This is a genomic window from uncultured Ruminococcus sp. (assembly GCF_946415235.1).
In the GTDB taxonomy this organism is placed as follows: Bacteria; Bacillota; Clostridia; order Oscillospirales; family Ruminococcaceae; genus Ruminococcus.
The window spans coordinates 1-13,092 of the sequence record NZ_CAMKRR010000081.1 but is presented as its reverse complement, the minus strand read 5'-3'; the positions used below and the strand labels follow the sequence as shown (position 1 = coordinate 13,092).

Sequence of the window (13,092 nt, the reverse complement as noted above, 5' to 3'; positions counted from 1 at the left end):
ACAAAACTAAATAGTTTTAGTCAAGACTATAGAATTTCTCGGAGTCGCTGTTTTTGTATTGTTGTTTCATAAGCTGTATGATATAATACAACTGCCACGACAAAGACATAATTTCTTAATAATTTTATTTACCCATGTTTGAGGAGGCAACATGAAGCATTATCCAATAATCTTCAGCAATAGCACGGGTATTCCCAATCCTGAATGTAAAACTCCAAAAAGGATTATCACCTTTTCTGAATGGCTGCTTGCCCACTATGCCGACAAATATCGACTTGCGCTAATTAACGGAATATTGCTTGGCAACGTATCTACCTGCCTTTGCAACTCCAGAAATATTATATCAGTAGATGCGGTAATAAACTCCCTGCGATTTTATAGGCGTTCTGAAGATAGCATCAATGTTGACACAATACTCAAATGCGAAATAGAATACTATGCTGAGGATTACTATGACATAACGGAAGAAAGCTGCACTCTGGATTTCCGGATACGGGGCTATTATGATTTTCAGAACAGTCAGGAGCACTTATTTGAAAATATTTCCCTATATGACAAGGCTGACGACCTTAACCTTCCGCAGCTGAACGACTACTTATACGCTCCGCTGCGAACAAATCAGCTTGAAAACGAAGCATACCGCATACTCGAAACCTACTACTCCGGTGATTACATGAACGGCGAAGCCATAGAGCCAAATACTCTGGCTGACTGCCTTGACTTAACAATTGCCAGCGGTAATGTCAATGCTCCGAAAAGAGTGCTCGGAAGGCTCTATATCCCCAGTGGTTCCGCCAAAGGTGTTTACGGAGGTCAAATGTCGTTTTTTGAAGTTCCCAAGCGTACCATTGTCATAGACAAAATAACTGAAGCCAACGACACAAACAGAGCCAATAACACTATCGTTCACGAGTGCGTTCATTATATCAGGCACTCTCTTTTTATACTCTTACAGGAGAAATACAGGAACGAGCTTAAGCAATATCGTCCAGATTTTGATATTGACAACTCTCCGCTTTCAAAGGCTGAGCAGGCTGTTGTAAAGGAAATAGAGTGGCAGGCTGAACGTCTTGCTCCGCGCATACAGATGCCGGAATTCTCCGTAAGACCGTTTATTGAAGACTGCCTGTCAGAGTTCAAGCACCTGCAAAAGACAGACAGGATATTGAGAACCATTCGCCGTATTTCCAATCACTTTAACGTATCAATGCAGGCGGCAAAGTTCAGGCTCTGCGAGCTGGGATATACCGACGCAAGCGGAGTTCTCAATTATATTGCAGGAAAGCGCGTTCCCGATTATAATATCACCGGAACTATCGAGCCATACCAGACCTATACTGTTGAGCCAAACGCTATTGAAAGCCTGTGCAGCTCAAATAAAAAATTCAACAGCTATATTATTTCAAGGCGGCTGGTTTACGTTGAAGGTCATGTCTGCATCAATCACCCGACTTACATTGACAGCGGCAATACGCCAAGGCTCACTGCCTATGCGCGTAACAATCTTGATAAATGCTGTGTGCTATTTACGCTGCATAGACGCATTACATACAGCTACAAAAGCGGCACCTTACAGCGCAGCGACGACGGCGGCTTTATTGAGATTGAATACTCGGAGCAGCAAATATTGCAAATGTTCGCAGAAGCTGATAAATCTGACGACCTACTGAACCACGACAAGCTCTCTGACGAGTTTTCAGTATCACTCCGTGAGCATATGAAGCGCACCGGAACTACTATTGAAAGACTGTCAGAAGCCTCTTTTATCAGCGAAGATAAAATAAAAAAGCTCCGCAACAGCGAAGGCTATAAGGTCACTGTTGAGGAGATAATGGCTATGGGAATTGCCATGCACCTTTATCCTGCTCTGATTTATGATCTCATGGAGAAAGCCGGAGTTAGCCTTCGGCACAGCAAACGACATAACTACTACCAAACTATCATCGACAGAATGTACGGTGCTACAATTGAACAGTGCAATAAGGCTCTTAAACTAAAAGGTATGGAGCCCTTTATACAAGAAACTCCCTGAGGCAAATGCTTCAGGGATTTTTCATTATTCGTTTATTGTCTTCAAAATTTTTTTATCATGGTGCCGACAACGGCACATAAGCGCTTATGCTTTTGCCTATTCACCGTTTCAAAAGTTCAAATAAAAGCTGTTAATCCCAGTATCAAGCCATTTATGATGGTGCTGATTCTGCCCTTCAAACCCTGTTTTCATTATGCTATGATATAGCTACAGTCAAGTGACTGAGAAAAAATAACTTGCCCGGAGTGTACATAGAGGGCACAGGATATTTCATACAGCTGTCGTTTCTGACGGTTGTATCTGAGATAGCCTTTCTCTGTGTGCACTCTTTTTTTGCCCTGAAATCGGCTTATCCTGTACTCTATCTCCGAGCGGAGAGGACAAGGTTATGAAATACAGGAAAACTCCCAGGAACCAGCGCGGCACCTACAAGCTTTATGACGAGAACGGTCAGCTTGTAATTGAGTTCAAGCCCGGTGAAAACGGCGTCACTGAACAGGATATCCGCAACCTTCATGCACTTGATGACCATGAGGTTTATGTAAACTGCAAGGAACTGCGGCTCACTCCCCATGAGCAGAAAATGTACCAGATATGGCGAAAGAAGTTCATTGCTGAGTTCATCATCAGGAACGGCAGAGCTCCCCAGCGAAACGAAATTCCGCCTGCAAGAAGGCAATTCGTTTATCTTGATGATTTGCTTGAAGATGAAGACGGCGACAGCTACGACGGTGTCAGTTTTCCCGAGCTGACAGTTCAGTTTCAAGAGGAGACATGTGTATCAGTTGAGCGGCTCCGTGAAGTAGTTGCAAGCATGAAGGATAAGTGGCAGACTGTCTACGGATTGACCGAACTTTGCGGCTACACTACTAAAGAAGTCGCAAAAGCAATGAGCGTTTCTGACCGACGCATAAGGGCTATGAAGGCGAGAATACGGCAGGAAATCGCGGAAGATAAATTTCTGAGAGAAATTTTTCCGTAACTGTTCCGGTATGGCTCTTTTCTTTTGACTTTACAAACAGAGGACATTGTTCCCGAACAAGGAGGATTTACAATGAATAAAAAGCAAATGAAGTACATGACAGACGCGCTCATCTTTATCAGCGCTATTGCCGAAAGCATGGCAAAGCAGCTTCTTACCGAACAGGAGCTCTCCAAAGCGCAGTCGGTGAATCTCGCCTGCATTGAGATTAAAGCCAAGAAGGAGGCTCTCAGAGATGTCGACGCTGTATGAAATTGACTCCGCAATAAGTGGCTGTGTTGACGCGGAAACAGGCGAAATAATCAACGAGGAAATGCTCAGCGCTCTGCTTATGGAGCGCAATGCAAAGCTGGAAAACGTGGCGCTGTGGGTGAAAAATCTGGAGTCTGATGCGGCTGCCATAAGAGCTGAGCGTGACGCTCTTGACAGGCGAATGAAGATTGCCGAGAACAAAGCGGCTTCCTTGCGAAACTGGCTCTCAGGAGCTCTCAGCAGTCAGCCATTTGAAACTGCAAGAGTGCGTATCAGCTTCCGCAAATCAACTGCTACTGAAATTAATGCGGAACTGCTTCCAAAGAAATGGAACGTGAAAAAGGTCACCTATACTCCTGATAAAGCCGCTATAAAAGCAGCTTTGCTTGCTGGTGAGAGTATCAAAGGCGCACAGCTTGTGGAGCGTCAGAACATTCAAATTAAGTGAGGAGGGATTTCTATGGCATTCAAAAAAGCTCAGCGAAAAGCTGCGAAAATGCGCGTGGCACTTGCAGGTCCAAGCGGCGCTGGAAAAACGCTGTCCGCACTGTATCTTGCATACGGAGTTACCGGCGACTGGAGCAAAATTGCTCTCATTGATACAGAGCACGGCAGAGCTCAGTTTTATGCGGAAAGAAGTGACCTTGAAACGGGAGCTTTTCTCTATGACGAGCTGACTCCGCCCTATTCACCTGACCGATATATTCAGAAGGTCAAGGAAGCAACTGCCGCAGTTGGTCCAGACGGAGTTGTAATCGTGGACAGCTTCAGCCATGCATGGGATAACGAGGGCGGCGTTCTTGACCTGAAAACAGAGCTGGAACAGACGCAGAACAAGAACAGCTTCACCGTGTGGAATGAGGCTGGTAAAATCCAAAATCATCTGGTAAATACCCTGCTTTCTGCGGACTGTCATATCATCGTAACCATGCGCTCAAAAATGGCTTATGCTATGGAGCAGAATGAGCGCGGCAAGACTGTTCCGGTAAAGATTGGACTTGCTCCTGTGCAGCGCGAAAATACGGAGTATGAGTTCGATATTGTGTTCAATATTGCAAGGAGCCATACGGCTTCGACGTCTAAGGATACTACATTTCTCGATTCATGGACAGGCGTTATAACTCCCGAACTTGGCAAGCAGCTCAAGGAGTGGCTCAGCGGCGGTGTTGAACCTGACAGGTGCGCTGACTGCGGAAGTCTTATTGTTGCAGCTCAGGGCAGGTCTGCGGAACAGATTGCAGAGGGCACCGTGAAAAACTACGGTCGCAAGCTCTGCTGGAACTGCATGACAAAGGAAATAAAAAAGCGTAAGGAGAAACCTGCTGATGAAGGCACTGCGCCCGTATCAGAATGACATTGTAAACCGTGTGCGTGAGGCATATCTTAAAGGCTATAAATCGCCATGTGTAGTACTTCCCTGCGGTGGTGGGAAGTCCGTAATCGTTGCTGAAATCGCAAGGCGGACAACTGCAAAAAATAATCATGTTCTCTTTCTGGTTCATCGCCGTGAGCTGGTGGAGCAGATTGAGCAAACCTTCTGCAAATGGGGCGTTGACATGGAGAAAACTGATGTTATGATGGTGCAGACTGCTACCCGCAGAATTGCAAAGCTGACAAAACCTGCGCTCATAATCACCGACGAGAACCACCACTCCAAAGCCGCTACATATCACCGTATTTACGACGCTTTTCCCGATGTGTGCAGGCTTGGAGTTACGGCAACTCCGATTCGGCTTGACGGAAGCGGTCTTGGTGACGTCAATGATATTCTCGTGGAGGGAGTGTCCGCAAAATGGCTCATTGAAAACCACTACCTCGCGCCCTACGACTACTATGCGCCGTCGATTGCTGACCTTACAGGCGTGAGAATTCTTCATGGTGAGTATGAGGCAAAATCCGCGGAAAAGGCTCTGCTGAAAACTGCTGTTTTCGGTGACGCAATCAGGCACTACAAGGCTCTTGCAGGCGGCAGACAGGCGGTCTGCTACTGCGTTTCCGTGAATCATTCAATGGCTATGGCTGAGGAATTCAGCGCGGCAGGTATCTCCGCAGCTCATATTGACGGGAGCACTCCCAAAACTGAACGTGGCCGTATTATTGCGGATTTCCGAAAAGGCGACATCAAGATACTCTGCAATGTGGACCTTATTTCCGAGGGCTTCGACGTGCCCGATTGCAGTTGCGTAATACTGCTCAGACCGACAAAAAGTCTCACTCTGTATATTCAGCAGTCAATGCGCTGTATGCGCTACAAGCCGGGCAAACGTGCAGTTATCATCGACCATGTGGGCAACTATGCTCGCTTCGGAATGCCCGACGCCGACCGAAAATGGGATTTGAATGCAAAGAAGACATCGCGGAAGCAGTCCGAATCTGCGGCAGATGTGAAGGTTAAGCAGTGCCCGCAGTGCTATTACACTTTCGAGCCGCCACCATTCGGCAGGGCTGTATGTCCAGCCTGCGGATTTGCTTTTCCCAAGCATGAACGAAAGGTTCAGCAGGAAGACGATGCGGAGCTTGAAAAGATAGCGGAGTTCAAACTGGAGCTTGACTCCCCTGAGGAATGCACTTCCTTGAAGGAGCTTCATATCTATGCGAAACGGCACGGTTACAAGCAGGGCTGGTGCTATTATCAGGCTAAGAAAAGAGGCTGGCTATGACAGAAGAACATCGAATTCAGAACGAAATACGGCTTGCACTTGCGGACACCTGCGTGATGTTCAGGATAAACGTAGGCAAGGGCTATACTCCCGACGGAAGATACTTCGATACGGGAGTTCCCAGAGGCTTCTCAGACCTTTTCGGAGTTCGCAAGGCTGACGGCAGAGCTGTGTTCATTGAGGTAAAAACTGCAAAAGGCAGACCAACGGACCAACAGAAAAACTTCCTTGAAACTATGCGAAAAAACGGTGCAATTGCAGGCGTTTGCAGAAGTCCCGAGGAAGCTTTACAACTTGTAACAGGAGGAAAATAATATGGGATTTTCAACGGATTATTCCGAGGTTAACAGCTTCGAGCTCATTCCCAAGGGTGAGTACGAAGTAATCATAAAAAGCATTGAGGAACGAACCACTCAGAACGGCGCAACAGGGCTCAATCTTACGCTGGTGATACGCAACGACGTGGAGCAGAAATACCAGAACCGCTTCCTGTTCCATACCCTGTGGAAGCGCCGTGAACCAACTCAGGCTGATATGCAGGTGCAAGGGTATAGCTTCAAGCAGGTCATGTCTCTGGCAAAGGCGGCGGCACTACCAAGCGGTAAGAGCTACGAAAGCTTGCAGGCGCTCTGCGACGAGCTGATTGGTCATGCAATACGTGTGACCGTGGGGCATGACGAGTATAACGGTCAGCACCGCGAAGTTGTGAAGTTCATGAATGAGTCCAAGTTCCCTGAGTGCAGTCATGTTTTCAAGGAGAAGCCGACTGTGACCGCTGATACCGTGGCACAGAAGCCTGCGGAGACCTTTGCGGCAACTCCCATAGACATGGGAAATCTCAGCGACTTCGAGGAAATTCTCAGCGACGGCGACGTGCCGTTTTAAAATAAAATGCCTGGGGACAGTTTCGGCTGTCCCAACGGGCAGAAAGGAAATACTATGAATTACCGCAATAGCGAGGGCTACCCAAGCCCTACGGAATACGAGGCTCTCAGCCGTATCCAGCGTGAGGAGAGAGCTCCCAAAATACTCAGAAAATACCGTCCTTTCGTCTATATCTGCTCCCCATTTTCATTTGGTGACCGTCAGGAGAATATCCGCAATGCTCAGCGCTACTGCCGCTATGCAGTGGAAAACCATGCAATACCCTATGCTCCCCACCTGCTGTTTCCTCAGTTTATGGACGACGATGTGCCAGAGGAGCGTGAGCTGGCAATGTTCATGAACCGCGTAATGCTGGCAAAATGCGACGAATTATGGATATTCGGCGACGTTTTCTCAAAGGGAATGCAGAGGGAAATTAAATGGGCGAAACGTAAGAAGCTGTTCATACGGTACTTCCCTGAAATCTGAACTTTCTGTAAACTTTTCTTGAAATTCAATGGGTTTCCGTTTAATTATGCCCGATTTGGGAGCATATATAGAAAGATTTATTAGGAGGTACTTTATGTACGAATTAATACCAAACGCAATGAAAGCCGTTCCCAACTGGGTTTGCTGGAAGTCCATTCACGATGCGAAGTCCCATTCGGGCATAAAAAAGATACCCGTCAACCCGATTACAGGCGGACAGGCTATGTCAAACAATCCCCAGACATGGAGCGACTATGGGACAGCAGTCCGGGAGTCCGCGAAATACAGCGGAATAGGCTTCATGTTTTCGGGAAGCGGCTTCTTCGGAGTTGACATTGACGACTGCCGCGAAGCTGTGGAAGACTATAACGACGGCGGAACGGAGAACATCGTCCATGAGTTCATCTATGGTCTGCGCTCCTATGCGGAGCTGTCTCAGTCGGGCAACGGCATACATATCATTTGCAGGGGCACTCTCCCCTCAGGTGCTCGCAGACGCGGCAAGGTGGAGATGTATGACAGGGGCAGGTTCTTCATTATGACAGGAAATTCATGCTCGGAATTTGCCGATATTTCGGACTGTACCGAATCTGTCAAGCTGCTCCACGAAAAGTATCTTGGCGGCAATCGTGAAGCTCCAAAGCCTCAGGTGCAGGGAGCGGTTGTGCCGACTGGTCTCACCGAACAGGAGATAGTCAGCAGAGCTATGAGCTCTCAGAATGGAGCAAAGTTCTCAGCCCTGTTCAGCGGCGATATTTCGGGATTTCAGTCCCATTCGGAAGCCGATTTGGCGTTCTGCAATATGCTGGCATTCTGGTGCGGCGGAGATATAAAGCTCATGGACAGCATTTTCCGAAGCTCAGGTCTCATGCGCGATAAATGGAACAGAAAGCAGAGCGGAACTACCTATGGCAGGATTGTTCTTGAACGTGCAGCCGCAAGCTGTAACAACCACTATAATCCCCAGTATAGCGCCAAAAAAAGCGTTCTTGCGGAGTGTCCCGACAATGAGCCCCACTGCCCTATGCACACCCTTGACGATACGGGAAATGCTATGCGAATGAAGGACATATGCGGCGATATTCTGCGATATTGCTATGTTGACAAGCGCTGGCTCTACTATGAAAAGGGCAAATGGCAGTACGATGTCCGCGGAATGGTCTATGTCTATGCAGACAAGGTTCTTGAATCCATGAAAAGGGAGCTGCAAGCATGGGCTTCCCATGAGGAAGGAAGGCTTCTGAAGGACTTCCAGAAGCACATGAAGCACAGCCGTTCCAATGCGGCGAAAAAGGCTATGATAAAGGAATTCGAGCACTTCGTGGCAGTTCGCCCCTCGGAGCTTGACAGCAATAAAACTCTGGTCAACTCCCAAAGCGGAGTGCTTGATTTGGATAACTGCTCAATTGCTCCCCATAACCATAAATTCTATATGACCCGTATGCTGGGAACTTCCATGCCCGTGAAGCCCAAACGTCCCGAACTATGGCTGAAATTCCTCCATGAGATTTTCAGCGGCGACAAGGAGCTTATCCGCTATGTGCAGAAGGCGCTGGGTTACTCCCTCAGCGGTCTGACCTCGGAGCAGTGCGTGTTTTTCCTCTATGGCACGGGAAGAAACGGCAAGTCAACTTTTCTGGAAGTGGTCAGGACAATCCTCGGCGAATATGCCACCAATATCCAGCCCGAGAGCATTATGATGAAAACCGCAAGCTCCTCTGCGAACTCCGATATTGCCCGTTTGAAGGGAGCTCGCTTCGTTACGTCAGTTGAGCCAAACGAGGGCATGCGTCTTAATGAGGGACTTCTCAAGCAGCTGACTGGCGACGACGTTGTAACTGCACGAAAGCTCTATGGCGACGAGTTCGAGTATCGCCCCGAGTTCAAGCTGTGGATGGCGACCAACCATAAGCCGACTATCCGCGGTACGGACATCGGTATCTGGCGCAGAATCCATATTATCCCCTTTACTGTGACAATTCCCGAGGACAAAATCGACAAGGATTTGGGTACCAAGCTGACTGCGGAGCTCCCTGACATTCTGGCGTGGATGCTGGAGGGCTATCGCCTGTGGCGGCACGAGGGTCTGAGCAAGCCGAAGGTAGTCCTTGATGCCGTTAAGGAGTACCGCAATGAAATGGACGTTATCTCGGCGTTTCTGGACTCCGATTACGTTGCAGAAGGCGGCGAGGTCAAGGCTTCCGCGCTGTATGCACTTTATTGTCAGTGGGCAGCCGAGTGCAATGAGTATAAGATGTCAAGCCGAAAGTTCGGTGTTGAGCTCGTAAAACGGTACAATAAAGTCCATAGAAAAAATGGCTGGACTTATATCGGCATTTCACTCTCTGGATTATCTATAGGGTGACGGAAGTGACCCATAATCATCATTTTCTTACTTCTCTTTTAAGAAAACCAAATATATAAGACTTATATGGAATTTCATAATTATAGGTCACTTAGGTCACCAGGAGGTCTTATGAAAACACAAATAAACTTCAATGACAGCGATACCAGAAAGCGCCTTGAACGTCAGGCTTACGACGGTACAGTCGAGGTTTCGGACTTCCCTCCTGCGGAGTATATGTACTTCTCGGAGCTTCGTAAGATATACTATGATTTCAAGTTCAATGAGCTTTCAAAAGAGGACGCCGAAAACCGCAAAAGAAAGCTTCTCAGGCGCTATAATGAAGCCGTTGCAGAGTACGAAAACTTCCGCAGAGTTTACAGGGAATATCAGGACAATCTCCGCAGAGCAGGCACTCTCATTGCGCAGATAAACAAGTCCGAAAGCACCGAGAAAATCGCAGAGCTCGCCTGCACAGTCATCGGTCTTATGCTGGGCGACGACTCATTTGCACCGCGAATAAAAACGAAACTGGAGGCACTTCCATGACACCCCGAGAATACATGAACCGAGCAAATATTCTGCTCCGCCGCATTAAACGCAAACGCCGCGAAGCCGAGGAAATACGCATTGCAGAGGCTTCTCCCTCGTCGCCTGTCCTCAGCGATATGCCGAAAACTGCAAGCCATGATAAAGACGGAATGTCCCGAAGAATATGCCGTGCCATTGACCTCGACCATGAAGCAGACCTCGCCTTCGCTGAGCTGGAGGAGCTGAAACACTCCTTCCTCAGCTCCCTTGAAGCTCTCGACAATCCCGATGAACGCGACCTGCTCTACAAGCGCTATATTGAGTTCAAGTGCTGGCGGAAAGTTGCTGACGAAATAGGCTACAGCGAATCCCATACAAAGCGGCTCCACGCAATTGCGGTCAAAAAGATGATACTACATGATACACAATAATACTTGATGATACGCATAGTTTATGATATACTTAAAATACAGAAACTATGATATTGACTTTCGTATCTGGGATATGATATAATTTACTTGATATTCAAATCGGAATTCATAGGAGTTTAGATTATGAAAAGAAGGAAAAGAGAACTCTTACCCAAAACTGAACCGCTAAAGCATGATCCTATTGAAGATACAGAATACTTTAAATCTATTATTGAAGAAGTTGACAAAGAAGCTGAATCTTTAGTTGATCCTGAAATAAGGTTCGGAAGATTTTCATTCATTGAAAGAGAGAAAAAAAGAATATTAAAGGAAAAATATAATATAGATTGGAAAACAACAGAAGAAATGAATCCTAATTGGGATTTCATATAGTGGTTGCAGTGTCACGCTGCAAATTCTTATCAGTAACTGAATAAAAATATAAGCAGTCTTCGGACTGCTTTTTTTATTTCCTATGGAGGTGAAACCATGCCGCGAAAAGCCATGAAACCCTGCCGACACCCCGGCTGCCCGAGACTTACTGAGGGTAGCTACTGCGCAGAACATCTCCCCCTGCACCCTGACAGACCCTCTGCTTCAAAGCGAGGCTACGGCAGTAAATGGCAGCGATTAAGCAGAGCTTATCTCCGCAAGCACCCGCTCTGCGTCAAGTGCCTTGCAGAAGGTCGTTTCGTAACCGCTACCGTCGTTGACCATGTCATTCCCCACCGCGGTGACCACTCACTTATGTGGAGCGAATCCAACTGGCAGGCGCTCTGCAAGTCATGCCACGACAAGAAAACCGGTCGCGAAGACAGCAGACCGGAATACACATACTAAGCCCCCGGGGGGTATCGAAATCTCTGCGGACTATCCTCAGGAAGACCGGCGCCCCCTCTCACGCACAAAAACAGCATTTTCAAAGGGGGAATAGCCCCGGCTCAAGCAATAATCAAACAATGCCTGCAAAGGGCTGAATACTGCGATTTTCTCCCGACAACACGTCGGGATTTTTTATGCTCTGCGGAGCTTTTTTCAAACGTTATTTGAATTCTTTGATTTTTTTCAAAGGAGGTGAACTCATGGCAAAAGACGGTACAAAGCGCGGTGGAGCTAGACCTGGTGCAGGGCGCAAGCCTAAGGCTCTGAAGGAGAAATTAGACGCCGGCAATCCCGGCGGTCGCAAGCTTACTGTCCTAGATATTCCCGAAACACTGGGAGCTGATATGGAAGGGGTCGATATGCCGCCTCCGGGAGAATATCTCTCCGCAGTTCAGCGCGACGGCGAGAAGCTCTGCGCCGCTGAAATATACAACCATACCGCCGCATGGCTAAAGAAGCTGGGCTGCGAAAAAATGGTAAATCCTCAGCTTATCGAGCAATACGCCATGAGCGTTGCCCGTTGGATACAGTGCGAGGAGGCTATCAGCAGGTATGGATTTCTCGGCAAGCACCCGACCTCAAATGCGCCTATTCAAAGCCCATACGTCGCCATGTCCCAGAATTACATGAAGCAGACCAACAATGCATGGTACCAGATCTTTCAGGTTGTCAAGGAGAACTGCTCAGTCGATGCAACAGGTGCAAATCCTATGGACGACGCTATGGAGCGGCTTCTCCGCGCAGGTCGCAAATAGAAAGGAGTTCCTATGAAGAAAGCTTCAAATCCCAGACAGATTTACAAGCCCCAGCAGAATTACCGCAACATCACAGACACTCGCAAGGGGCTGAAAAGAGTAATGAAACGGAGGAATACCCGATGAAAACAACCACTGAATTCCAGCTTGTCGCCACCGAGAAGCTGATACCCTACGTCAACAATGCCCGAACGCACTCCCCTGAGCAGATTACCAAGCTCCGCTCATCTCTGCGAGAGTTCGGCTTCATAAATCCTGTCATCATCGACAAGGATTACAACGTCATTGCAGGTCATGGACGTATCGCCGCCGCTAAAGATGAGGGCATTGCGGAGGTCCCCTGCGTCTTTGTGGACTACCTTACCGAGGCACAGAAAAAAGCCTACATACTGGCCGATAATCGCATGGCACTTGATGCAGGCTGGGACGAAGAAATGCTCCGTATTGAGATTGAGTCCCTGCAGGCTGAGGCTTTCGACATAGGTCTCACAGGCTTTGACGACAAGGAGCTTGCTGACCTGTTTTCCGACGAAACGGAGTCCAAAGCAAAAGATGATGATTTCGACCTGACAGCGGCACTTGAAAAGGCTTCATTTGTAGAAAAAGGTGACCTTTGGACAGTCGGCAGGCATCGTCTCATGTGCGGTGATGCCACCAGCCCCGAAGATGTAAATACACTTATGGGCGATACGAAAGCTAATCTCATTCTTACAGATCCGCCCTACGGTGTATCTTTCAAAAGTTCCAGCGGGCTGACCATTCAGAACGACAGTATGAAGAACGAGGAGTTTTACACATTTCTCCTGTCAGCGTTCAAGTGTATGGCGGACCATCTTGAAAAAGGCGGCGCGGCTTATGTGTTCCATGCCGATACGGAAGGACTGAACTTCC

General features: G+C 47.9%; 16 protein-coding genes. All 16 read left to right on the top strand.

From position 1 onward, the window contains the following. Window positions 1-151 precede the first annotated feature (151 nt). Window positions 152-2,032 (top strand): hypothetical protein, encoded by a 1,881-nt coding sequence (locus Q0R37_RS12140; protein WP_294754745.1) that lies wholly within the window; start codon window positions 152-154, stop codon window positions 2,030-2,032. A 388-nt stretch (window positions 2,033-2,420) separates the two neighbouring features. Beyond that, window positions 2,421-3,014, top strand: coding sequence for a hypothetical protein (locus Q0R37_RS12135; RefSeq protein ID WP_294754744.1), 594 nt, complete (start codon window positions 2,421-2,423; stop codon window positions 3,012-3,014). Window positions 3,015-3,086: 72 nt separating this feature from the next. Continuing rightward, a complete protein-coding gene (locus Q0R37_RS12130) occupies window positions 3,087-3,266 on the top strand; it encodes a hypothetical protein (protein ID WP_294754743.1) in 180 nt (59 codons plus the stop codon). Continuing rightward, entirely contained in the window at window positions 3,250-3,714 is a 465-nt protein-coding gene (locus Q0R37_RS12125; RefSeq protein ID WP_294754742.1) for a siphovirus Gp157 family protein, read from the top strand. Before Q0R37_RS12130 ends, Q0R37_RS12125 begins: the two co-directional genes overlap by 17 nt. 12 nt (window positions 3,715-3,726) lie before the next feature. After that, the gene (locus Q0R37_RS12120; protein ID WP_294754741.1) at window positions 3,727-4,620 is read left to right on the top strand and encodes an AAA family ATPase; all 894 of its coding nucleotides are present in this window, start codon (window positions 3,727-3,729) and stop codon (window positions 4,618-4,620) included. Beyond that, the gene (locus tag Q0R37_RS12115) at window positions 4,592-5,926 is read left to right on the top strand and encodes a DEAD/DEAH box helicase (protein WP_294754740.1); all 1,335 of its coding nucleotides are present in this window, start codon (window positions 4,592-4,594) and stop codon (window positions 5,924-5,926) included. The genes Q0R37_RS12120 and Q0R37_RS12115 overlap by 29 nt, the downstream gene beginning before the upstream one ends. Further along, window positions 5,923-6,240 (top strand): VRR-NUC domain-containing protein, encoded by a 318-nt coding sequence (locus Q0R37_RS12110; protein ID WP_294754739.1) that lies wholly within the window; start codon window positions 5,923-5,925, stop codon window positions 6,238-6,240. The genes Q0R37_RS12115 and Q0R37_RS12110 overlap by 4 nt, the downstream gene beginning before the upstream one ends. A 1-nt stretch (window position 6,241) precedes the next feature. Beyond that, window positions 6,242-6,811 carry a DUF669 domain-containing protein gene (locus Q0R37_RS12105; RefSeq protein WP_294754738.1) on the top strand — a complete coding sequence of 190 codons (570 nt, stop codon included), beginning with the start codon at window positions 6,242-6,244 and terminating at the stop codon, window positions 6,809-6,811. A 54-nt stretch (window positions 6,812-6,865) separates the two neighbouring features. Next, on the top strand, window positions 6,866-7,279 hold the full coding sequence (locus tag Q0R37_RS12100) for a DUF4406 domain-containing protein (protein ID WP_294754737.1): 414 nt from the start codon (window positions 6,866-6,868) through the stop codon (window positions 7,277-7,279). Window positions 7,280-7,373: 94 nt separating this feature from the next. Next, on the top strand, window positions 7,374-9,644 hold the full coding sequence (locus tag Q0R37_RS12095) for a phage/plasmid primase, P4 family (protein WP_294754736.1): 2,271 nt from the start codon (window positions 7,374-7,376) through the stop codon (window positions 9,642-9,644). Window positions 9,645-9,755: 111 nt separating this feature from the next. After that, complete coding sequence (locus Q0R37_RS12090; protein ID WP_294754735.1) at window positions 9,756-10,172, top strand: hypothetical protein; 417 nt, start codon at window positions 9,756-9,758, stop codon at window positions 10,170-10,172. Continuing rightward, window positions 10,169-10,585 (top strand): hypothetical protein, encoded by a 417-nt coding sequence (locus tag Q0R37_RS12085; protein ID WP_294754734.1) that lies wholly within the window; start codon window positions 10,169-10,171, stop codon window positions 10,583-10,585. The genes Q0R37_RS12090 and Q0R37_RS12085 overlap by 4 nt, the downstream gene beginning before the upstream one ends. Before the next feature lie 123 nt (window positions 10,586-10,708). Then, window positions 10,709-10,957 carry a hypothetical protein gene (locus Q0R37_RS12080; protein WP_028515214.1) on the top strand — a complete coding sequence of 83 codons (249 nt, stop codon included), beginning with the start codon at window positions 10,709-10,711 and terminating at the stop codon, window positions 10,955-10,957. A 96-nt stretch (window positions 10,958-11,053) separates the two neighbouring features. After that, entirely contained in the window at window positions 11,054-11,404 is a 351-nt protein-coding gene (locus Q0R37_RS12075) for an HNH endonuclease (protein WP_294754733.1), read from the top strand. Window positions 11,405-11,646: 242 nt separating this feature from the next. Further along, window positions 11,647-12,201, top strand: coding sequence for a P27 family phage terminase small subunit (locus Q0R37_RS12070; protein ID WP_028515216.1), 555 nt, complete (start codon window positions 11,647-11,649; stop codon window positions 12,199-12,201). A 122-nt stretch (window positions 12,202-12,323) separates the two neighbouring features. Next, the coding region (locus Q0R37_RS12065; protein ID WP_294754732.1) for a ParB N-terminal domain-containing protein at window positions 12,324-13,092 on the top strand (769 nt) is incomplete at its 3' end.

Coding starts and splice junctions, on each gene's coding strand:
- Q0R37_RS12070 (WP_028515216.1), top strand. CDS start 11,647: ATGGCAAAAGACGGTACAAAGCGCGGTGGAGCTAGACCTGGTGCAGGG.
- Q0R37_RS12100 (WP_294754737.1), top strand. CDS start 6,866: ATGAATTACCGCAATAGCGAGGGCTACCCAAGCCCTACGGAATACGAG.
- Q0R37_RS12120 (WP_294754741.1), top strand. CDS start 3,727: ATGGCATTCAAAAAAGCTCAGCGAAAAGCTGCGAAAATGCGCGTGGCA.
- Q0R37_RS12075 (WP_294754733.1), top strand. CDS start 11,054: ATGCCGCGAAAAGCCATGAAACCCTGCCGACACCCCGGCTGCCCGAGA.
- Q0R37_RS12140 (WP_294754745.1), top strand. CDS start 152: ATGAAGCATTATCCAATAATCTTCAGCAATAGCACGGGTATTCCCAAT.
- Q0R37_RS12080 (WP_028515214.1), top strand. CDS start 10,709: ATGAAAAGAAGGAAAAGAGAACTCTTACCCAAAACTGAACCGCTAAAG.
- Q0R37_RS12135 (WP_294754744.1), top strand. CDS start 2,421: ATGAAATACAGGAAAACTCCCAGGAACCAGCGCGGCACCTACAAGCTT.
- Q0R37_RS12105 (WP_294754738.1), top strand. CDS start 6,242: ATGGGATTTTCAACGGATTATTCCGAGGTTAACAGCTTCGAGCTCATT.
- Q0R37_RS12090 (WP_294754735.1), top strand. CDS start 9,756: ATGAAAACACAAATAAACTTCAATGACAGCGATACCAGAAAGCGCCTT.
- Q0R37_RS12085 (WP_294754734.1), top strand. CDS start 10,169: ATGACACCCCGAGAATACATGAACCGAGCAAATATTCTGCTCCGCCGC.
- Q0R37_RS12115 (WP_294754740.1), top strand. CDS start 4,592: ATGAAGGCACTGCGCCCGTATCAGAATGACATTGTAAACCGTGTGCGT.
- Q0R37_RS12125 (WP_294754742.1), top strand. CDS start 3,250: ATGTCGACGCTGTATGAAATTGACTCCGCAATAAGTGGCTGTGTTGAC.
- Q0R37_RS12095 (WP_294754736.1), top strand. CDS start 7,374: ATGTACGAATTAATACCAAACGCAATGAAAGCCGTTCCCAACTGGGTT.
- Q0R37_RS12130 (WP_294754743.1), top strand. CDS start 3,087: ATGAATAAAAAGCAAATGAAGTACATGACAGACGCGCTCATCTTTATC.
- Q0R37_RS12110 (WP_294754739.1), top strand. CDS start 5,923: ATGACAGAAGAACATCGAATTCAGAACGAAATACGGCTTGCACTTGCG.